This window comes from Variovorax sp. W1I1 (genome assembly GCF_030815625.1).
GTDB classification, from domain to species: domain Bacteria; phylum Pseudomonadota; class Gammaproteobacteria; order Burkholderiales; family Burkholderiaceae_C; genus Variovorax; species Variovorax paradoxus_C.
On sequence record NZ_JAUSWZ010000001.1, the window covers coordinates 6,366,852 to 6,386,503 of the forward strand.

At 67.1% G+C, this 19,652-nt stretch carries 18 protein-coding genes and 1 riboswitch; of the genes, 12 read left to right on the top strand and 6 right to left on the bottom strand.

What is annotated here, in order from left to right; all coding sequences use genetic code 11:
- Positions 1-3 precede the first annotated feature (3 nt).
- The 7 genes from QFZ83_RS29660 to QFZ83_RS29690 all read left to right on the top strand — a co-directional run bounded on the left by QFZ83_RS29660 (position 4) and on the right by QFZ83_RS29690 (position 7,002).
- Positions 4-672 (top strand): amino acid ABC transporter permease, encoded by a 669-nt coding sequence (locus QFZ83_RS29660; protein WP_306880890.1) that lies wholly within the window; start codon positions 4-6, stop codon positions 670-672.
- Positions 669-1,238, top strand: coding sequence for a HutD family protein (locus QFZ83_RS29665; RefSeq protein ID WP_307511935.1), 570 nt, complete (start codon positions 669-671; stop codon positions 1,236-1,238). Before QFZ83_RS29660 ends, QFZ83_RS29665 begins: the two co-directional genes overlap by 4 nt.
- A gap of 20 nt (positions 1,239-1,258) precedes the next feature.
- The gene (gene hutI / locus QFZ83_RS29670; RefSeq protein WP_307511937.1) at positions 1,259-2,485 is read left to right on the top strand and encodes an imidazolonepropionase; all 1,227 of its coding nucleotides are present in this window, start codon (positions 1,259-1,261) and stop codon (positions 2,483-2,485) included.
- Positions 2,482-3,870, top strand: coding sequence for a formimidoylglutamate deiminase (locus QFZ83_RS29675; RefSeq protein ID WP_307511938.1), 1,389 nt, complete (start codon positions 2,482-2,484; stop codon positions 3,868-3,870). Before hutI ends, QFZ83_RS29675 begins: the two co-directional genes overlap by 4 nt.
- Before the next feature lie 4 nt (positions 3,871-3,874).
- Positions 3,875-4,699 carry an N-formylglutamate deformylase gene (gene hutG, locus QFZ83_RS29680; protein ID WP_307511939.1) on the top strand — a complete coding sequence of 275 codons (825 nt, stop codon included), beginning with the start codon at positions 3,875-3,877 and terminating at the stop codon, positions 4,697-4,699.
- A gap of 40 nt (positions 4,700-4,739) precedes the next feature.
- A complete protein-coding gene (locus QFZ83_RS29685; RefSeq protein ID WP_307511940.1) occupies positions 4,740-5,789 on the top strand; it encodes a homocysteine S-methyltransferase family protein in 1,050 nt (349 codons plus the stop codon).
- Between the two features lie 199 nt (positions 5,790-5,988).
- On the top strand, positions 5,989-7,002 hold the full coding sequence (locus tag QFZ83_RS29690; protein ID WP_306880896.1) for a YhcG family protein: 1,014 nt from the start codon (positions 5,989-5,991) through the stop codon (positions 7,000-7,002).
- 15 nt (positions 7,003-7,017) lie between these two features.
- On the opposite strand, the gene QFZ83_RS29695 is transcribed toward QFZ83_RS29690, so the two are convergent.
- Entirely contained in the window at positions 7,018-7,920 is a 903-nt protein-coding gene (locus QFZ83_RS29695; RefSeq protein WP_307511942.1) for a LysR family transcriptional regulator, read from the bottom strand.
- 99 nt (positions 7,921-8,019) lie between these two features.
- Here QFZ83_RS29695 and QFZ83_RS29700 point away from each other — a divergent pair, with 99 nt between their 5' ends.
- Positions 8,020-8,493 carry a PACE efflux transporter gene (locus tag QFZ83_RS29700; protein ID WP_013538666.1) on the top strand — a complete coding sequence of 158 codons (474 nt, stop codon included), beginning with the start codon at positions 8,020-8,022 and terminating at the stop codon, positions 8,491-8,493.
- Here the strand turns inward: QFZ83_RS29700 and QFZ83_RS29705 are convergent.
- Together QFZ83_RS29705 and QFZ83_RS29710 are read right to left on the bottom strand one after the other, a co-directional pair.
- Positions 8,390-9,352, bottom strand: a complete 963-nt coding sequence (locus QFZ83_RS29705; RefSeq protein WP_307511944.1) for a lipase secretion chaperone — start codon at positions 9,350-9,352, stop codon at positions 8,390-8,392. The genes QFZ83_RS29700 and QFZ83_RS29705 overlap by 104 nt on opposite strands.
- Before the next feature lie 19 nt (positions 9,353-9,371).
- Positions 9,372-10,409 (bottom strand): triacylglycerol lipase, encoded by a 1,038-nt coding sequence (locus tag QFZ83_RS29710; protein WP_307511946.1) that lies wholly within the window; start codon positions 10,407-10,409, stop codon positions 9,372-9,374.
- Positions 10,410-10,549: 140 nt separating this feature from the next.
- A riboswitch (S-adenosyl-L-homocysteine riboswitch) is annotated at positions 10,550-10,623 on the top strand.
- A 22-nt stretch (positions 10,624-10,645) separates the two neighbouring features.
- Here QFZ83_RS29710 and metH point away from each other — a divergent pair.
- From metH to QFZ83_RS29730, 4 genes are read left to right on the top strand one after another with little or no spacing between them, the layout of a single operon-like run.
- The gene (gene metH, locus QFZ83_RS29715) at positions 10,646-13,393 is read left to right on the top strand and encodes a methionine synthase (protein WP_373457518.1); all 2,748 of its coding nucleotides are present in this window, start codon (positions 10,646-10,648) and stop codon (positions 13,391-13,393) included.
- A 52-nt stretch (positions 13,394-13,445) separates the two neighbouring features.
- Positions 13,446-15,248 carry a glycosyltransferase family 39 protein gene (locus QFZ83_RS29720; protein WP_307511949.1) on the top strand — a complete coding sequence of 601 codons (1,803 nt, stop codon included), beginning with the start codon at positions 13,446-13,448 and terminating at the stop codon, positions 15,246-15,248.
- The gene (locus QFZ83_RS29725) at positions 15,245-16,243 is read left to right on the top strand and encodes a glycosyltransferase (protein WP_307511950.1); all 999 of its coding nucleotides are present in this window, start codon (positions 15,245-15,247) and stop codon (positions 16,241-16,243) included. The genes QFZ83_RS29720 and QFZ83_RS29725 overlap by 4 nt, the downstream gene beginning before the upstream one ends.
- Entirely contained in the window at positions 16,240-16,635 is a 396-nt protein-coding gene (locus tag QFZ83_RS29730; protein ID WP_307511951.1) for a GtrA family protein, read from the top strand. The genes QFZ83_RS29725 and QFZ83_RS29730 overlap by 4 nt, the downstream gene beginning before the upstream one ends.
- A 16-nt stretch (positions 16,636-16,651) precedes the next feature.
- On the opposite strand, the gene QFZ83_RS29735 is transcribed toward QFZ83_RS29730, so the two are convergent.
- From QFZ83_RS29735 to QFZ83_RS29745, 3 genes are read right to left on the bottom strand one after another with little or no spacing between them, the layout of a single operon-like run.
- Positions 16,652-17,851: an amidohydrolase family protein gene (locus QFZ83_RS29735; RefSeq protein WP_042576928.1), complete on the bottom strand. Its 1,200-nt coding sequence runs from the start codon at positions 17,849-17,851 to the stop codon at positions 16,652-16,654.
- Entirely contained in the window at positions 17,806-18,582 is a 777-nt protein-coding gene (locus QFZ83_RS29740; RefSeq protein WP_306880904.1) for a TetR family transcriptional regulator, read from the bottom strand. The genes QFZ83_RS29735 and QFZ83_RS29740 overlap by 46 nt, the downstream gene beginning before the upstream one ends.
- Positions 18,583-18,603: 21 nt before the next feature.
- Positions 18,604-19,377 (bottom strand): ferredoxin--NADP reductase, encoded by a 774-nt coding sequence (locus QFZ83_RS29745; RefSeq protein ID WP_306880905.1) that lies wholly within the window; start codon positions 19,375-19,377, stop codon positions 18,604-18,606.
- Positions 19,378-19,652 lie beyond the last annotated feature (275 nt).

Below are 19,652 nucleotides of genomic sequence, written 5' to 3' on the forward strand. Positions count from 1 at the left end.
GGCATGGATCTCGATTTCTCGCCGGTCTGGCAGGGCTGGCCCGACCTCTTGCGCGGTGCGCTCGTCACGGTGGAGATCACCGCCTGCGCGCTCGCATTGGGCTGCGTGCTCGGCCTCATCGTCGGCATCGGACGGCTGAACCCGAAGCGGCGATGGATCTACAGCGTGTGCACTGCTTACGTGGCGGTGATTCGCGGCACGCCGCTACTGGTGCAACTGTTCATCCTGTTCTTCGGCCTGCCGCACTTCGGCATCCTGCTGCCCGCGTTCCTCTGCGGCGTGCTGGGGCTCGGCGTGTACTCGGGCGCGTACGTGTCGGAGATCGTGCGCGGCGCGATCCAGTCGATCGACAAGGGCCAGACGATGGCCGCGCAGTCGCTCGGCATGACGCCCGGCGTGGCGATGCGCCAGATCGTGCTCCCGCAGGCGGTGGTGCGGATGATTCCGCCGCTGGGCAACGAGTTCATCGCGCTCATCAAGAACTCGGCGCTGGTGTCGCTGCTGACGATCCACGACGTGATGCACGAGGGGCAGAAGATCATCAGCGTGTCGTACCGATCGCTGGAGGTGTACCTGGCGATCGCGCTCGTGTATTTCGTGCTGACCGGCACGATGACGCTGGTGCTGCGGCACTTCGAGCAGAAGCTGCGGCAAGGCGGGTTGATGCGATGAGCGTGATCCGTTTTTCTCGCGCCACGCTGCCCGCCATGCCGTGGAAGAACGGCGGCGGCACCACGCAGGAAATCGCGAGCTGGCCGCAAGGCGCGGGGCTCGACAGCTTCGGTTGGCGCGTGAGCATCGCGACCATCGCGGCGGCCGGGCCGTTCTCGGTGTTCGCGGGCATCGACCGCAGCATCATGCTGCTGGAAGGCGACGGGGTGCGGCTCTTCACGCACGACGGACGCGTGGAGCACCGGCTCGATGTGCCGCACCGTCCGTTCGCATTCAGCGGCGACGACGCGATCGACTGCACGCTGCTGGGCGGTGCATCGAACGATTTCAACGTGATGACGCGGCACGGCCAGTGGCGTGCCGATGTGCAGGTGCTGGAACACGCAACGGCCGTCGAGGCCGCACCGCACGGCGTGCTGCTGGCTTTGCGCGGCGCATGGCGCTTGAACGACGAGGCCTGCGCCGAAGGCGAGGGCCTGCACTGGGCCGATGTGTCGCAGGCATGGCACGCGGTGCCGGAAAGCGAAGACGCGCGGCTGGTGGCCGTGCGCATCGTGCCGGCGTAACCTGCAGAAAGAAAAAGACGATGAAACCTGCAAACACATATCCGTCGGCCGACGGTCTCTGGACCGGCCTGCGCCTGGCGACCGATGCCGGCGTCGAAGCCGCCATCGTGGTCGCGCAAGGCGCGATCCGCTGGGTCGGCGCACGCAGCGCATTGCCGGCCGAGTTCGCAGAGCTTTCTGTGCACGACGGCGGCGATGCACTCGTCACGCCCGGCCTCGTCGATTGCCACACGCACCTCGTCTACGGCGGCCAGCGCGCGAACGAATTCGCGATGCGGCTCGCGGGTGCGACCTACGAAGAAGTGGCGAAGGCGGGCGGTGGCATCGTTTCGTCGGTGCGCGCCACGCGCGAGGCCGACGAAGACACGCTCTTCGCAGAGGCCGCGCCGCGCCTCGAACAACTGCTGGCCGATGGCGTCTGCGCCATCGAGATCAAGTCGGGCTACGGCCTCTCGCTCGAACATGAGCGCAAGCAACTGCGCGTGGCTCGGCGCCTCGGCGAAGCGTATGGCGTCACCGTGCGCACCACTTTCCTCGGCGCGCATGCGCTGCCCCCCGAATACGCGGGACGCAGCGGCGACTACATCGACCTCGTGTGCCGCGAGATGCTGCCCGCGCTCGCGGCCGAAGGCCTCGTCGATGCGGTGGACGTGTTCTGCGAGCGCATCGCCTTCTCGCTCGCGGAAACCGAGCAGGTCTTCCAGGCCGCGAAGGCGCTGGGCCTGCCGGTGAAGCTGCATGCCGAGCAGTTGTCGGACATGGGCGGCGCCGCGCTCGCCGCGCGCTACGGGGCGCTCTCGTGCGACCACATCGAGCACCTGTCGGCCGATGGCATCGAGGCGATGCGCCGGTCGGGCACCGTGGCCGTGCTGCTGCCCGGCGCCTACTACACGCTGCGCGACACGCACCTGCCGCCCATCGAGGCGCTGCGCGCCGCCGGCGTGCCGATGGCCGTGTCCACTGATCACAACCCTGGCACCTCGCCGACGCTGAGCCTGCTGCTGATGGTGAACATGGCGTGCACGTTGTTCCGCCTGACGGTGCCCGAGGCGCTGGCCGGCGTCACGGTGCATGCGGCGCGCGCGCTGGGCCTTGCGGCCAGGCACGGCGCCATCGCCGAAGGCATGCCCGCCAACTTCGTGCTGTGGAACGTGCGCGATGCGGCCGAGCTCGCGTACTGGTTCGGTCAACGTCCGCTGCGCACCGCGGTGCGCCAGGGCCGCATCGCGGTGGAGAACGCCGCATGACGACGACGCGCACGCTTTTCGCAGCCGATGCGCTGCTGCCCGCGGGCTGGGCGAAGAACGTCCTGCTGACGTGGAACGACGCAGGCCAGCTCACGCAGGCCCAGGCCGCCATGCAAGCGCCCGCTGGTGCGCAAGTGGCGACCGGCCCCGTGATCCCCGGCATGCCCAACCTGCACTCGCACGCCTTCCAGCGTGCATTCGCGGGCCTCACCGAACACCGCGCCGAGCAGCGCGACAGCTTCTGGAGCTGGCGCACGCTGATGTACCGCTTCGCCGCGCGCCTCGGCCCGCAGCACATGGAAGCGATCGCGACCTGGCTCTACGCCGAGATGCTCGAAGCGGGCTACACGAGCGTCTGCGAATTCCAGTACGTGCACCACGACGCCGACGGCCGTCCCTACGCCGACGACGCGACGCTGAGCCTCGCGCTGCTGCGCGCCGCAGAGAAGACTGGCATTGGCTTCACGCTGCTGCCGGTGCTCTACCAGACCAGCGGCTTCGGCGACCAGCCGCCCAACGAAGGGCAGCGCCGCTTCATCCGCTCGACCGAATCGATGCTGCGCCTGCTCGAAGCGCTCAAGCCCGCATGCGATGCGCAGGGCGCGCGCCTCGGCATGGCACCGCACTCGCTGCGCGCCGTGCCGCCAGAGGCATTGCGCGATGCGGTCGCGGGGCTCGAGGCCATCGACCGCACCGCGCCGATCCACATCCACATCGCCGAGCAGACGAAGGAAGTGGACGACTGCGTCGAGTGGAGCGGCCTGCGCCCCGTCGAGTGGTTGCTCGACCACGCGCCGGTCGATGCGCGCTGGTGCCTCGTCCATGCGACGCACATGAACGACGCCGAGTACGAGTACGCCGCCAAGAGCGGTGCCGCCGCGGGCTTGTGCCCGACGACCGAGGCGAACCTCGGCGACGGCATCTTCGACTTTTCCAAATGGCGCAGCCACGGCGGCGCATGGGGCGTGGGCTCCGACAGCCACGCGAGCGTCAACGCTGCCGAAGAACTGCTGATGCTCGAATACAGCCAGCGCCTTGCCAAGCGGCAGCGCAATGTCGGCGCGAGCGCGGCGCAGCCGCATGTCGCCACCGCGCTCACGCTCGAAGCGGTTCAGGGCGGCGCGCAGGCCTCGGGCCGCGCGGTCGGCGGGCTCGCCGCGGGGCAGCAAGCCGACTTCGTCGTGCTCGATGCGGCGCACGTTGCATTGCAAGGCCTGTCGGCGCCCGACATGCTGTCGGCGCACGTCTTCGCGAGCCATCGCACCTCCGCCATCGATGCGGTCTGGGTGGCCGGCCGCGAGCGTGTCTCGAGCGGTCGCCATGCGCTGCACAACGAATCCGCGTCCGCCTTCGTGGCGGCGCGCACCCAACTCCTCAAGGATTGAATCCATGGCCTTCACCACCGCCGAACCGGCGTTCCGCTTCCGCCAGGGCACGCGCCCGCTGCTGATCTCGATGCCGCATGTCGGCACCCACGTACCGTCCGCGCTGGCCGCGCGCCTCACCGACGAGGCGCGCCATGTGCCCGACACCGACTGGCATCTCGAACAGCTCTACGACTTCGCCGACGAACTGGGCGCCTCGGTGCTCGTGGCCACGCACTCGCGCTACGTGATCGACCTGAACCGCCCACCGGATGGCGCGAGCCTCTACCCGGGCCAGAGCGTCACTGGCCTGTGCCCGGTCGACACCTTCGACGACACGCCGGTCTACGCATCCAAGGACGACCTACCCGGTGACGCGGAAGTCGCCGAACGCCGCGATGCGATCTGGCACCCGTACCACCGCCAGCTGCAGGCCGAGCTCGACCGCCTGAAAGCGGCCCACGGCACCATCGCGCTGTGGGACGCGCACTCGATCCGCTCGGTGCTGCCGCGCTTCTTCGACGGCAAGCTGCCCGACCTGAACCTGGGCACCGGCAACGGCACGAGCTGTGATCCGGCGCTGGCCGCCACGCTGCTGGGCATCGCCGAATCGGCGACGGGCTACACCGGCGTCCTCAACGGCCGCTTCAAGGGCGGCCACATCACGCGCCAGTACGGCAATCCGGCCGGCGGCGTGCACGCGGTGCAGTTGGAGATGACGCAGTCGAGCTACATGCAGGAGCAACTGCCGTTCGACTACCTGCCCGAGGTGGCGGCCGGCGTGAAGCCGCATGTGCGGCGGATGATCGAGGCGGTGCTGGCCTTCGTCGAGAACACCGCAAAGCACTGACGCACGGCAGGGACAGGGCCGCTTTCTACAATCGAGGGCTATGAAGCCCCTCGTCTACACCCGCGGCCAGGCCCTGGCCGGCATCCTCGAAAAGCGCATTGCCATCCTCGACGGCGCGATGGGCACGATGATCCAGCGCTTCAAGCTCACCGAGGAGCAGTACCGCGGCGAGCGCTTCAAGGACTTCGAGCGCGATGTGAAGGGCAACAACGAGCTGCTCTCGCTCACCCGGCCCGACGTGATCTCCGACATCCACGAGGGCTACCTCGCGGCCGGCGCCGACCTCATCGAGACCAACACCTTCGGCGCGACCACCATCGCGCAGGAGGACTACAAGATGGCGCACCTGGCGCGCGAGATGAACCTCGAATCCGCCAAGCTCGCGCGCGCGGCCTGCGACAAGTTCAGCACCCCCGACAAGCCCCGCTTCGTGGCCGGCGCCCTCGGCCCGACGCCCAAGACCGCCAGCATCAGCCCCGACGTGAACGACCCGGGCGCACGCAACGTCGATTTCGAGTCGCTGCGCGCGGCCTACTACGAGCAGACCGAGGCGCTGGTCGAAGGCGGCGCCGACGTGATCCTCGTCGAGACGATCTTCGACACGCTCAACGCCAAGGCCGCGCTCTTCGCGGTGGACGAGTACTTCGACAACAGCGGCGAGCGCCTGCCGCTGATCATCAGCGGCACCGTGACCGACGCCTCGGGCCGCATCCTGAGCGGCCAGACCGTCACCGCGTTCTGGCACAGCGTGCGGCATGCGCGCCCGCTGGCCATTGGCCTCAACTGCGCGCTGGGCGCGGCGCTGATGCGCCCCTATATCCAGGAACTCGCGCGCGTGGCGGGCGACACCTTCATCAGCTGCTACCCGAACGCGGGCCTGCCCAATCCGATGAGCGACACCGGCTTCGACGAGACGCCCGATGTCACCTCGCGTCTGTTGCACGAGTTCGCGGCCGCGGGGCTGGTGAACATCGTGGGCGGCTGCTGCGGCACGACGCCGGACCACATCGCGGCGATCGGCAAGGCCGTGGCGCCGGTGGCGGGACGGCTGCTGAACAACACGGCCGGCTTCTACAGCGAAGCTGCCTGAGCGGGCGCGCGCGACTGGCCTCCGCTTTCGAGGGGGCATCCGCGCGGCGATGTTCGTGGCCGGCTGACTCGCCGGCAACATCGATTGCCTCTTGTTCTTGGGAGAAATCGTCATTTCTTCCGGCATTGGAGCACTCGCCGTTGGGATACTTGCAATCCCCTGCCCAAGTCGGGCGCCACCTCGAAAAGACGGGTTTCGCATGAAGCTAAGTGAACGCGACGACTACGGCCACCTGCTCACGCAAATCGGCGATACCTTCACCCGCGGGCGCGTCCAGGCGTTGCGCGCGGCCAACCAGGAGTTGCTGGCGACCTACTGGCAGGTCGGCCGGCATATCGTCGAATTCGAGCAGGCTGGGCAGGCGCGCGCCGAGTACGGCAAGGCGCTGATCGAGCAACTGGCGCGCGATCTCACGCTGCGGCACGGCAAGGGCTTCAGCCGGAGCAACCTGATCCGCATTCGCCAGTTCTACCTGCTGTACCCGAAAGGTGCGACGCTGTCGCACCAATTGAGCTGGTCGCACGTCGTGGAACTGCTCAAGATCGATGATCCGCTGGAGCGCGGCTTCTACGAGCAGCAAAGTGTCAATGAGCGCTGGTCGGTGCGCGAGTTGGTCCGGCAGAAAGACAGTGCGCTGTTCCTGCGCCTGGCCGCGAGCCGCGACAAGGCTGGCATCCTCAAGCTCGCCAGCGAGGGGCAGGTGGTCGAGCAACCCGTCGACCTGCTGCGGGAGCCCTACGTTTTCGAATTTCTCAAGATTCCCGAGCCGGCGCAGGTCTCGGAGACCCAACTCGAGGCGCTGCTGTGCGACCACCTGCAGCAATTCTTGCTGGAACTGGGAAAAGGGTTCACCTATGTCGGCAGGCAGTACCGCATCACGCTGAACAACAGCCACTACAAGGTCGATCTGGTTTTCTATCACCGCATCCTGCGGTGCTTCGTTCTGATCGACCTGAAGCTGGGCGACGTGCAGCACCACGACATCGGCCAGATGAATCTCTACCTGGGCTACTTTGCCAATGAAGAGAACGCCGAGGGCGACAACCCGCCGATCGGCATCATATTGAGCCGCCACAAGGACGAACTGCTGGTCGAGTACGCAACCTACAACCTCAACAGCCAGCTTTTCGTCCAGAAGTACCAGCTCTATTTGCCCGAACGCGAAGAGTTGCGGCGGGAACTGGAGTCGACGTTGCGAGAAGCAGGGGAGTGACCACGCGTCGAGAGGTCAGCGCAATGCCGCCTGCCGGTCGCGCGCAATCAGCGCCACGAAGCGCTGCGCCCCCAGCCCCAGCGGGCGCTCCCTCGACCACACCACATCGACCCACAGGTCGAGCCCGTTGCTGAGGTTCTCGAACGGAATCTCGACCAGCGCACCCGCCGCCACGTGCGGCCGCGCGAAGTTGCGCGGCAGCCAGCCCCAGCCGAGACCGGCGGTGATCAGGCTCAGCGCCGCCAATGCGTTGTCGGTGCGCCAGACGTGGCGCGCGAAGACGAAGCGCGGGTCGCTGGTGGCCAGGTCGCGCCCGGCGACGACGATCTGCCGGGTGTTGGTGAGGTGCTCTTCCCGCAGGCGCTCGCCGGCCGCCGCGACCAGCGCCGGGTGGTCGGGCGCCATCACGGCCACCATCGTGTCACTGCCCACTTCCTGAAAGCCTTCGCGGCCATCGAGGCTCGGGCGCTCGAACACCAGCGCCAGTTGCGCGCGGCCGCTGTGCAGCAGCGTGAGCGCATCGGCCTGCGGCGCGGCGAGCACCTCGACCTGCAGCAGCGGGTATTCCTGCGCCAGTTCGGCGAGCGGCCCACTCCAGGGCGCGGCCAGCAGTTCGGGCGCGATGGCGAGCGTCAGGCGGTTCTCCAGCCCCTGGGTGAGCGCGAGCGCCTGCACCTGCAACTGCTTCAACTGCGCCGCGAGCATGCGCGCCTGCGGCTCCAGCGAACGCGCGGCGGCGGTGGGCTGGGGCTCGCGGCCCTTGCGGTCGAACAGGGGCAGGTTCAACTCGGCTTCGAGGCCGGCGATGGCCATGCTCACGGCCGACGGCACCTTGTGCAGCGCCCGCGCGGCGGCTGAAAACGAGCCGTGGTCGATCACGGCCAGGAACACCTCGACGTTGTCGCTGGAGAATGCCATGGCGTCCGATCTATCAATTAAATTGAAATAAGGCGACTTTTTATATCAGTAAATAGCAAATAAAGTCCAACCATCGCATCAAGTTCAAGAGGAAAAGTCATGCAAGGGCTCCAGCGTCGTGTCGTCTACATCTCCCTGTACGAAGGGATTGCCATCGTCTGCGCGAGCGCCGGCCTGGCCCTGATGACGGACGCGGGGCTCGGCCATTCCGGCGTGCTGGCGGTGGCCGCATCGGTGGTCGCGGTGATCTGGAACCTGATCTTCAACGCGCTGTTCGAGCGCTGGGAATCGCGCCAGGCCGTGCGCGGGCGCAGCGTGCGCCGCCGCATCGCCCACGCCATCGGCTTCGAGGGCGGGCTGATCGCGTTCCTGGTGCCCCTGTTCGCCTGGGGCCTGGGCGTGACGCTCTGGCAGGCGCTGGTGATGGACCTGGGCCTGGTGCTGTTCTTCCTGGTCTACACCTTCGTCTTCAACTGGGGCTTCGACCGGGTGTTTGGCCTGCCGCGTTCGGCGCAGGCTTTGCCGAGCGCAATGCCAGCGCCCCGCTCAGGCGCAAGCGCTCCCGCTCGTTGAAGAGCGACTCGCGCAACTGCGCCTGCTGGTCCGGGGGCGCGTTGGCGTACTGGTCGAGGCGGTTGTTCCAGTCCTGGTTTTCCTGGTCCAGCGCGGCCAGTTGGCGGGCAGCTTCGTAACCGTAGGTGGCGCTGCGTTCGGCAAAGCGCTCCTGGGCGCTGGCGCCGCGCGCCTCCATGGCATCGGTCTGGCGCTGCACATCGACCTGCGCGGTGAAGGCGCGCCGCTGCTCGCGCTGTTCCGGCGTGAGCAGGGCTTCCTCGCTGCGCTTGGCGGCCGCCTCGCGCTCCTCGGGCGTGAGGTTGGCGTCGCGGGCGATCGCCATCTTGTCGGCCATGAGGGCGTCCTGGCGGATCTCGTCGCCGAAGAGGCCTTCGATTTCCTCGGGCGCGAAGTACCTGCGCCGCACTTCGGCGCGCGCCTCGATGGTCTTGCGCAGCGACGCGGGGTCGCCGGCGTCGGGCGGCGGCAGGGCCTGCATGGCTTCCTGCATGTCGATGTAGCGCTCGAGCAGGCCCATCGCGCGCGCGACCAGTTCGGCGGGCAGGCGCTTGGCGAGGAGGCCGGGGGCCATCGCCATGAAGGCGGCCTTGCCGGTGGCCTGGGCCTCGGCGAGGGCGCTCTCGAAGATCAGGACCAGCGATGGGTTCAGCATCGCGTCGGGGGTGGGGCGGGCATCGCCCATCGGCTGTGTCGTTGCCGGCACCGCGCCGCCCGGGCCGGTGGTGGCGGCAGTCGCCACCACCGTGTCCGGGGCGTCGGCCGGCGGCAGCCCGTCCACCAGCCACCATCCGGCAAGAATGGCGAGCGCCGCGGCGCCCGCCATCGCGCCGAGCTGCAGCGGTCTCGCTTTTTTCACAACAAGGCGCGCCGCATCGTCAGAGGCCCGCGCTCTTCAGTCGCGCGGCCTGCTCCTGGTAGAGCTGCACCGGCTTCTTCTCGAACAGCGTCCACAGCCCGATGTAGGTCAGGCCGAAGAGCTGGTTGACTTCGTCCAGGTGGTTCTGGCGGTAGTCGCCCAGGTGCGTGCCCAGGCGCGTGGAGCACACGGCCAACAGGCCGTCGTTGGTCTCGCTCCCGAACGCGATGAGGCTCAGCCCGCCCATGGCGACGTCGCTCGCATCGAACGCATTGGTGAGCGGCTGCACGCCGGACCACGAGTAGTAGCGCACGCCGTTCGCCTCGGCCGGACCGCTCTTCACGTCGCACGAGGAGCCGGGCGCCGGGCGGCCTTGGGGAAACTTCTTGTCGAAGGCCGCGCCTCCCGCGGTGGTGAGCGAATTGAGCGCGTTCAGCGGCACCTCGGGCAGCTGACTCGGGTCCTTGCCCGAGATGGCGCCGAGCAGCAGCATCGCGAGCCGCAGCGTTTCCGCGACCACCGCTTCGGAGACGCTGCCCTCGGGAATCTTGCGGAGGATGTCCGCCACCTTCGATCCGCCATTGGCCCCGCCCACGGAGGTGACCGAGGCGACCAGTCCGGGCTCCACCGCCGCCACGTAGCGCGCGGTGGGCGCGCCCTGCGAATGGCCGACGAGGTTGAACTTGAGCGACGGGTTGCCCGAGAGCGCCCGCAGGTTCTTCAGCTCCTGGATCAACTGCTCCCCGCGGATCTCCGAGCTGTTGGCGCCCGAGACCTGGGCCACGTACACCTTCGCGCCCGCGCCGGCCAGGCTCTCGGGGATGCGATAGAAGTAGTCGATGCCCAGCACGTTGTCGAAGCCGAAGAGGCCGTGCACGAGCACGATCGGGTTCTTGGTCTTCGCTTCGCTGGACGTCACCCGGGCCTGGACCTGCGTGGGAGTGTCGGTGATGGCCGCCTGGCTCAGCGTTGTCGTCCCCACCAGACCGAGAAGCAGTGCGGCGCACACCGAGCGGGCGGCGAGGCGCAGCAGCCTCGAATTCCTCTTTCTTGGCATATGTTCATTCCTTTGTTTTCAGATAAAAACACGAACGTTCGTTCTTCGACGAATTGCGCGCCCGCATTCTGTGGGGGGGGCCTGTGGGGCCTGACTAGGGCTTTCCCGCGGGCTCGGACGAACGCCCTTAAAATCCATCCCCTCCCAAGGAGCGTTGCAGCGGTCCGCCCGGCGGGCCGTCAGGCTTGGGATTTCAAAACGACGCTCGCCTGTCCGTTCCTTTCGCAGGTGAGCCCATGGCGCAGACCCCACAGATTTCCGTTCCCCCCATGAAGTTGTCCGGCCTCGAGCCGGTCGCCATCGGCGAGGGCACACTGTTCGTCAACATCGGCGAACGCACCAACGTCACCGGTTCCAAGGCCTTCGCGCGAATGATCCTGAACGGCCAGTTCGAAGAGGCCCTGGCCGTCGCGCGCCAGCAGGTCGAAAACGGCGCCCAGGTGATCGACATCAACATGGACGAGGCCATGCTCGACAGCAAGGTCGCGATGGTCCGGTTCCTGAACCTCATTGCGAGCGAACCCGACATCGCGCGCGTGCCGGTGATGGTCGACAGCTCCAAGTGGGATGTGATCGAAGCGGGCCTGCGCTGCATCCAGGGCAAGGGCATTGTCAACTCGATCTCCATGAAGGAGGGCGTGGACAAGTTCAAGCACGAGGCCAAGCTCGTGAAGCGCTACGGCGCCGCCGCCGTCGTCATGGCCTTCGACGAGAAGGGACAGGCCGACACCTACGAGCGCAAGGTCGAGATCTGCGAGCGCGCCTACCGCATCCTGGTGGACGAGGTGGGCTTCCCGCCCGAGGACATCATCTTCGACCCGAACATCTTCGCCATTGCCACCGGCATCGAGGAGCACGACAACTACGCGGTCGACTTCATCAACGCGGTGCGCTGGATCAAGGAGAACCTGCCGGGCGCGAAGGTGTCGGGCGGCGTGTCGAACGTGAGCTTCAGCTTCCGCGGCAACGATCCGATGCGCGAAGCCATCCACACCGTGTTCCTGTACCACGCGATCAAGGCGGGCATGGACATGGGCATCGTCAACGCCGGCATGGTGGGCGTGTACGACGACCTGGAACCCGAGCTGCGCGAGCGCGTGGAAGACGTGGTGCTCAACCGCCGGCCCGACGCCGGCGAGCGCCTGGTCGAAGTGGCCGAAACCGCCAAGAGCGGCGCCAAGGACGAGAGCAAGCGCCTCGAGTGGCGCGGCACGCCGGAGAACCCGGTGCACGTCAATCAGCGCCTCTCGCACGCGATGGTGCACGGCATCACCGACTTCATCGTCGAGGACACCGAAGAGGCCTACCAGCAGATCCTCGCCAAGGGCGGCCGTCCGCTGCATGTGATCGAAGGCCCGCTCATGGACGGCATGAACATCGTGGGCGACCTATTCGGCGCCGGCAAGATGTTCCTGCCGCAGGTGGTGAAGTCGGCGCGCGTGATGAAGTCCGCCGTGGCCCACCTCTTGCCCTACATCGAGGAAGAAAAGCTGCGCGATGAAGCCGCGGGTCGCGACGTGCGCACCAAGGGCAAGATCATCATCGCCACGGTGAAAGGCGACGTGCACGACATCGGCAAGAACATCGTGACCGTCGTGCTCCAGTGCAACAACTTCGAAGTGGTGAACATGGGCGTGATGGTCCCGTGCCACGAAATTCTGGCGCGCGCCAAGGTCGAGGGCGCGGACATCGTGGGTCTCTCCGGCCTCATCACGCCGAGCCTGGAAGAGATGCAGTACGTGGCCGGCGAGATGCAGCGCGACGACCATTTCCGCATCAAGAAGATCCCTCTGATGATCGGCGGCGCCACCACCAGCCGCGTGCACACGGCCGTGAAGATCGCGCCGCACTACGAAGGCCCCGTGGTCTACGTGCCCGACGCGTCGCGCAGCGTGAGCGTGGCGCAGTCGCTGCTCTCCGACCAGGCCACCGCGTACATCGACGAGATCAACGCCGACTACGAGAAGGTGCGCACGCAGCACGCCAACAAGAAGCAGGTGCCGATGTGGCCGCTCGCCAAGGCGCGCGCCAACAAGACGCCGGTCGACTGGTCGAACTACGTGCCGCCGGTGCCCAAGTTCATCGGCCGGCGCGTGTTCAAGAACTTCGACCTGACCGAGCTCGCCAAGTACATCGACTGGGGCCCGTTCTTCCAGACCTGGGACCTGGCCGGCCCGTTCCCCGCGATCCTGAAAGATGAGGTGGTCGGCACCGAGGCCGTGCGCGTATACGCCGACGGCCAGCGCATGCTGAAGCGCCTGATCGAAGGCCGCTGGCTCAGCGCGAGCGGCATCGTCGGCTTCTGGCCCGCCAACACGGTGAACGACGACGACATCGAGCTCTACACCGACGAGACGCGCAGCGAAGTCGCGCTCACTTGGTACGGCATGCGCCAGCAGACCGAGAAGCAGGTGATCGACGGCGTGATGCGCCCGAGCCGGTGCCTGGCCGACTTCGTCGCGCCGAAGGACAGCGGCTTGAAAGATTACGTGGGCGTGTTCGCGGTTACCGCCGGCCTGGGCGTCGAGAAGAAAGAGAAGTACTTCATCGACGACCTGGACGACTACTCGGCCATCATGCTCAAGGCCCTGGCCGACCGGCTGGCCGAGGCCTTCGCCGAATCGCTGCACCACCGTTCGCGCACCGACCTCTGGGGCTATGCACCCGACGAGGGCCTGAGCAACGAGGACATGATCGCGGAGAAATACCGCGGCATCCGCCCCGCGCCCGGCTACCCGGCCTGCCCGGACCACAGCGTGAAGGGCCCGATGTTCGACCTTCTGGCCTGCGCGGACATTGGCATGACCCTGACGGAAAGCCTCGCTATGATGCCGGCCGCCAGCGTCAGTGGTTTCTACCTGAGCCACCCCGATGCGACGTACTTCAACGTCGGCAAGATCGGGCACGACCAGTTGCAGGACCAGGCCGCGCGGCGCAAGGAGAGCGAGTCCGATCTCGAGCGGCTCCTCGCGCCCAACCTTTGAACCTGCCGGCCGGCCTGGCCGACCGGCACCGGGAGTTGTTATTCAGAAGCTGATGTTTGCAGCCGCGCACTACGCGGCACTCGTGGTTTTCGTCGTCAGCTGCTGGGGGTGGGGGCGCGGCGTGCTGGCTCGCCTGGCGCCGCCGCCGCGGCGCGATGGCTGGCTCGAGGGTGCAGTGGCGGTCGCGCTCGGCGTCGGGCTCTTCATCTGCGCGTTCCAGGCGTTGGCGATCTTCGGTGTGTTCAAGCTCGGCGCCACGCTGGCGGTGATTGCCGGAGGCGTCGTCGTCGCCGCGCTGCAGTTGCCCGCGTGGCTGCGCGAGCGGCGCACCCTGAACGCGAGCGCCGTCGCCGTGCCGTGGACCTACTTCGACCGCATCGCGATGGTCGCGCTGGTGCTTGTCGCGCTGCCCGCATTGATCGCGCCGCTCGCACCGCCGGCCGCGTTCGACGAGCTGATGTACCACCTGCCCTATGCGCGCGAAGTCGCGCAGCAGGGCTCGCTCGGTATCCACAAGTGGTTGCGCTACCCCTGGTTTCCGTACAACTACAACCTGCTCTACGCCGCCGCCCTGCAGGTGGGCGACGACGTGCTGCCGCACTTCCTGAATGCGCTGGCGGGCGGGCTCTCGGTGGTGATGATCTATCGCCTCGGGATACTCCACGCCAATCGGCTCACCGCCTGCATCGGCGCGGCGATCTGGCTGGGGCTCGGCGACTACTCGAACGCGCTGATCGACATGGGCGTGGCGCTCTTCGTGCTCACGGCCTGCGTGTCGCTGTGGTGGTGGCGCGAATCGCAACCCGTGCACAGCGGCATGCGCTGGCTCGGCCTTGCTGCCTTCTGCCTCGGCGTGGCCGCAGGCTCCAAATACCAGGCGCTGGTATTCATGCCGCTGGTGGCTCTCTTCGTCGTGTGGCACGAGCGCCGGCCCAAGGCCTGGGCGCTGGCGTTCGTGTGCTTCCTGATCCCGTGCATCTACTGGTATGCACGCAACGCCGTCATGACCGGCGATCCGTTCAACCCGATCGGCGCACGCGTGTTCGGCTTCAGCGAGTGGATTCCGGCCGACTACGTGCAGCAGCTCGCCGACGTGCGCGACCACGCCGAGATGCCCAACGCGCTGATCTGGTCGGTGTTCCTCGCGCCTTTCGGTGTGTTGTGGAAGCGCTCGGCCGCGGTGCGCGCCGCGGGCTGGTTCTGCTTCTACTCGCTGGCCGTGTGGGTCGTGACCTCGCGCTATCCGCGCTATCTGACGGCCTCGTTCCCGCTGCTTGCGATGACGGCGGCCATAGGCTGGCAAGTGCTGTTCGGCTGGATTGCAGCGGGCGTGCGCCGCGTTTTCGGCATGAAGGCGGCCACCGCGGAAGGCGTGCCCGAACTCACCAACCGGCGCAGCGCGGCGCGCATCGGCGACTGGGTCGTGGTGTTGCTTCTGGCCGTGCTGGCGGCCGTGTCGGTGCGGCAGACCGCAGGCAAGGTCGCGATGATCTCGCCCACACCCGAGACGCGCGAGGCGTTCCTGCGCCAGCACGTGCCGGGCTACGCCGTCATGGACTACCTGCGCCGCAACCCCACCGGCCGCGTCTACCAGATCGCGCTGAACGAGGCGATCTACTACGGCCCGAATCCGATCTGGGGCGATACGCTCGGCCCGTGGCGCTATGCCGACTTCCTGCTGCTGCCGCCTGGCGACATGGCGAACAAGCTCGCCAAGCTGGGCTTCACCGCCATCGTCATGCCCGACCACCTGGCGCCGACGCTCGCGACCCGCGCCGGCTTCGACACCCACTTCGCCCCGCTGTTCGCACAAGATGGCAGCCGGGCCTACCGAATCCTTCCGACCGCACCATGAACGACGTTGACCACGCCGCCGACACCGTGAGCCGACGAAGCGCCGCGCCGCGCATCGCCGCGGTGATTCCGTGCTTCAACGAAGCGCTGGCCATCCGCCAGGTGGTCGAGGGCTTCCGCGCCTCGCTGCCGGCCGACGCCGAGATCCACGTGTTCGACAACAACTCGACCGACGACACAGCCGCCGTCGCGCGCGCGGCCGGCGCCATCGTCACGCACGTGGCGGCACCGGGCAAAGGCAATGTGGTGCGGCGCATGTTCGCCGACGTCGAAGCCGACATCTACGTGATGGTCGACGGCGACGCCACCTACGAGACCGCCGCCGCGCCGCGCCTCATCCAGCGGCTGATCGACGGCAACCTGGACATGGTGGTGGGCAACCGCATCGACGACGGGCAGAACGCGCTCACCTACCGCGCCGGCCATCGCCTGGGCAACCGCATGCTCACCGGCGCGGTGGTGCAGCTCTTTGGCGGCGGCCTCACCGACATGCTCTCGGGCTATCGCGTGTTCTCGCGGCGCTATGCGAAGTCGTTCCCGGCGCTGTCGCGCGGCTTCGAGATCGAGACCGAGCTCACCGTGCATGCGCTGGAGCTGCGCATGCCATGGGCCGAGGAAAGCACCGCCTACAGCACGCGCCCCGAGGGTTCGCACAGCAAGCTCTCCACCTACCGCGACGGCTGGCGCATCCTGAAGACCATCTGCAAGCTCTTCGTGAGCGAGCGGCCGCTGCAGTTCTTCTCGATCATCGCGGCGCTGCTCGCGGTGGGTGCGGTCGCGCTGGTCGTGCCGCTCGTGGTCACCTACATGCACACCGGCCTGGTGCCCCGGCTCCCCACGGCGGTGCTGGCCACCGGCGCGATGCTGGGCGCGATGCTGTCGATGGTGTGCGGCGTGGTGATGCACGCGGTGACGCTCGGCCGCAGGGAGGCCAAGCGGCTGCGCTACCTGGCGATTCCGGGCGTGCGCAACTGCGGCTCCAACGCGCCGCGATGAAGCTGGGGCGGGAGTTCCTGTCGTTCGCCGTGGTCGGCGCGGCGGGCTTCGTGGTCGATGTGGCGGTGCTGTACCTGACGGCGCCGCTGCTGGGCTGGTATGGCGCGCGGGTGCTGTCTTTCCTGGCGGCTGCTACCGCGACCTGGGCACTGAACCGGCGCTATACGTTCAGTGCGCGGAGCGCCAACGACTCCGTGCTGCGCGAGTACCTCGGCTACCTCGTGACGATGCTCGGCGGCGCCGTCGTCAACTACGGCGCCTATGTGCTGGTGCTGCATTGGACGACGGGTGCCTGGGCACCGGCTGCCGGCGTGGCACTGGGCAGCTGCGCGGGGCTGGTCGTGAACTTCTTGTCCGCGCGCTATCTGGTGTTCAGGCCGCCGCGCTCGTAGGCGCAGCGGCAGGGCGTCAGTGCGCGCCCGACACCACCACCGGAATCTCGGTCGCGGGCGGCGTGTTGCGGCTGCGGCCGCAGCGCACGATGCCGTCGATCATCACCATGCCCACGCCCGGGATGTCGCCCAGCTGCACGCTCTCGAGCAGGCCCGGCGCGGGCGAATGTTGCGCGCGGTCCATGAAGACGAAGTCGGCATCGCGGCCCACTTCGATCAGGCCGCAGTTGAGCTTGCGGATCTTCGCCGTGTTGCCGGTTGCGAAGCAGAACACCAGCTCGGCCGGAATGTTCGCGATGGACGAAAGCATCGCCACCATGCGCAGGATGCCCAGCGGCTGCACGCCCGAGCCCGCGGGCCCGTCGGTGCCCAGGATCACGCGGTGCGGGCACTTCAGTTCGAGGGCAGCCTTGGCCGCCGCGATGGCCACCTTCTCGTTGCCGTTGTGCACGATCTCGATCGCGCGCGAGCTCTTCTCGCACAGCTCGCACACATGCGCCTCGGGCAGCGAGGTGTGGCCGCCGTTGATGTGGCCGATGATGTCGGCGTCGGCTTCGAGCACCACGTCCTTGTCGATCAGGCCGGAGCCCGGGATCGACGGGCCGCCCGTGTGGATCGTGCTCTGGATGCCGTACTTGCGCGCCCAGGCCACCATCTCCTTGGCCTCGTAGCCGGCTTTCACCGAGCCCAGGCCCACTTCGCCCAGGAGGCCCACGCCGGCTTCGGCGAGTTCCTTGAAGTCGCTCTCGACCATGCCCTTCTCGATGACGGGCGCGCCGGCGAGAACCTTCACGCCGCCGGGGCGGAAGTTGTCGAACGCACGCTGCGCGGTGATGGCCAATGCCTTCAGGCCGACGATGTCCTTGGGGCGCCCCGGCAGGTGCACTTCGCCCGCCGAGATCATGGTGGTCACGCCGCCATTCATCGTGGAGTCGATCCAGCCGATCTGGCCCTGGCGCGGCGTCCAGTCGCCGAACACCGGGTGCACGTGGCTGTCGATGAGGCCGGGCGCGACGCAGGTCTTCTTCGCGTCGATGACGGTCTTCGCGCCTTCGAGGTCGCAGTCCTTTTCCTTGCCGACCGCGACGATCAGGCCGTCGTTCACCACGATGGTGTCGGCATCCAGGATGGGCTTGTCGATGTCGCCCGAGAGCAGGAGCCCGATGTTCTTTATGACGACCTTGCCCGACTTTGCGCCGGCTGCGATTTCTGCCATTTCGTGGTGTCCTCGTCGTGGGGTGGGGTGTTGTCTTGTTCCTGGATGTCGTCCGCGCGCACGGTGCGCAGCAGGGTCTCGATCACGAAGTTTTCCCAGTGCGTGATCGCCTCCGGCGACTCCAGCGGCTCGCCGAGGAAGGCGGTGAGCGTGTGGCGATTGGAGGTATAGAAATAGCCAGTGGACGCGATCAGCAGGTAGATGTCGCGCGCCACGAGGTCCTTGCGGAACAGGCCCTGCGCCGAGCCGCTCGCGAGGATCTCCGCAATGATCGCCACTGCTCGCGACGAATACTCGCGTGCCCGCAGTGACTTGGAAATGTGCCGGCCCTTGTGCAGGTTCTCGGTGTTCAAGAGCGTCACGAACTCGGGGTTCTTGCGGTAGTAGCCGAGCACGAAGCGGATGACTTCGGTGAGCGCTTCAACGGGGCGACTGGCATCGAGCGCGATGGCGGCCTCGGCATCGTCCATGCGCTGGTAGATGCCTTCGAGCACCGCGATGAACAGGCCCTCTTTGCTGCCGAAGTAGTAGTAGATCATCCGATCGTACGACTTGGCAGCCTTGGAGATCTTCTCCACGCTGCCGCCGTCATAGCCGTACTTGGCGAACACCTTGGTCGCCGACTTCAGGATGCTGTCGCGCGTGGCCTGGGCGGCCGCCTCGCGCACGCCGGTGCGGCGCTGGGGCTTGGTGGCCTTGCTTGTTTTCGAAGCGGTGCGGCTGTCGGCCATCGTGCGCGCGGCGTCTCTGTCTTACTTTTCCGCGAAAGCGCGTTCGACGACGAAGTCGCCGGGCGTCGAGGTGTTGCCTTCCTTGAAGCCGCGCTTTTCCAGGATGTGCTTGAGGTCCACCAGGAGGCCCGGGCTGCCGCACAGCATGACGCGGTCTTCCTCGACATTGAGCGGCGGCAGGCCCAGGTCGTCGGTGAGCTTGTTGCTCTCGATCAGGTCGGTGATGCGGCCCTGGTTGCGGAACTCTTCGCGGGTGACGGTCGGGTAGTAGAGCAACTGCTTCTCGATCATCTCGCCCAGGATTTCGTGCTTGGGCAGGTGGTCGGTCACGAGGTCGTGGTAGGCCAGTTCGTCGACCTGGCGCACGCCGTGCACCAGGATGACCTGTTCGAACTTCTCGTAGGTCTCCGGGTCGCGGATGATGCTCATGAACGGTGCGAGGCCGGTGCCCGTGCCGAACAGATACAGGCGCTTGGCGGGCAGCGTGTAGTCGATCAAGAGCGTGCCGGTGGGCTTGCGGCCCACGATGATGGTGTCGCCCACCTGGATGTGCTGCAGCTTCGAGGTGAGCGGGCCTTCTTCCACCTTGATGCTCAGGAACTCGAGGTGCTCCTCGTAGTTCGGGCTCACGATGCTGTAGGCGCGCAGCAGGGGCTTGTTGTTGACCTTCAGGCCGATCATCGTGAAATGACCGTTCGAGAAGCGCAGCGCCGGGTCGCGCGTGGTGGTGAAGGTGAACAGGCGGTCGGTCCAGTGGTGGACGCTCAGGACGCGTTCTTCGCTGAATGCACTCATACGGAACTCAAGAGTTGGTTGGTAACAGGGGAGGGGCTGGCTGAGCCGCGGATGCACACCCTTGGGGCATGACCGCCGGCCGGCTGCGAACCCTCCATTGTCGTTGGTCGTAAAAACCCCGATGAATACCGCGAGAAAACACCATTGCAAGCATCGGGCCTGTTTGCTACATTGATCTTCAATGTAGTGATTGCAACATGAAAGTGTAGGGAATGCTACACAAACGGCAGGCGGCGCACAAGCGGGCAGACGGCACGTTTGTTGCAAACCTCACC

Coding starts and splice junctions, on each gene's coding strand:
- QFZ83_RS29675 (WP_307511938.1), top strand. CDS start 2,482: ATGACGACGACGCGCACGCTTTTCGCAGCCGATGCGCTGCTGCCCGCG.
- hutG (WP_307511939.1), top strand. CDS start 3,875: ATGGCCTTCACCACCGCCGAACCGGCGTTCCGCTTCCGCCAGGGCACG.
- QFZ83_RS29665 (WP_307511935.1), top strand. CDS start 669: ATGAGCGTGATCCGTTTTTCTCGCGCCACGCTGCCCGCCATGCCGTGG.
- QFZ83_RS29700 (WP_013538666.1), top strand. CDS start 8,020: ATGCAAGGGCTCCAGCGTCGTGTCGTCTACATCTCCCTGTACGAAGGG.
- QFZ83_RS29735 (WP_042576928.1), bottom strand. CDS start 17,851: ATGGCAGAAATCGCAGCCGGCGCAAAGTCGGGCAAGGTCGTCATAAAG.
- QFZ83_RS29720 (WP_307511949.1), top strand. CDS start 13,446: ATGTTTGCAGCCGCGCACTACGCGGCACTCGTGGTTTTCGTCGTCAGC.
- QFZ83_RS29710 (WP_307511946.1), bottom strand. CDS start 10,409: ATGCCAAGAAAGAGGAATTCGAGGCTGCTGCGCCTCGCCGCCCGCTCG.
- QFZ83_RS29745 (WP_306880905.1), bottom strand. CDS start 19,377: ATGAGTGCATTCAGCGAAGAACGCGTCCTGAGCGTCCACCACTGGACC.
- hutI (WP_307511937.1), top strand. CDS start 1,259: ATGAAACCTGCAAACACATATCCGTCGGCCGACGGTCTCTGGACCGGC.
- QFZ83_RS29660 (WP_306880890.1), top strand. CDS start 4: ATGGATCTCGATTTCTCGCCGGTCTGGCAGGGCTGGCCCGACCTCTTG.
- QFZ83_RS29690 (WP_306880896.1), top strand. CDS start 5,989: ATGAAGCTAAGTGAACGCGACGACTACGGCCACCTGCTCACGCAAATC.
- QFZ83_RS29725 (WP_307511950.1), top strand. CDS start 15,245: ATGAACGACGTTGACCACGCCGCCGACACCGTGAGCCGACGAAGCGCC.
- QFZ83_RS29730 (WP_307511951.1), top strand. CDS start 16,240: ATGAAGCTGGGGCGGGAGTTCCTGTCGTTCGCCGTGGTCGGCGCGGCG.
- metH (WP_373457518.1), top strand. CDS start 10,646: ATGGCGCAGACCCCACAGATTTCCGTTCCCCCCATGAAGTTGTCCGGC.
- QFZ83_RS29695 (WP_307511942.1), bottom strand. CDS start 7,920: ATGGCATTCTCCAGCGACAACGTCGAGGTGTTCCTGGCCGTGATCGAC.
- QFZ83_RS29740 (WP_306880904.1), bottom strand. CDS start 18,582: ATGGCCGACAGCCGCACCGCTTCGAAAACAAGCAAGGCCACCAAGCCC.
- QFZ83_RS29685 (WP_307511940.1), top strand. CDS start 4,740: ATGAAGCCCCTCGTCTACACCCGCGGCCAGGCCCTGGCCGGCATCCTC.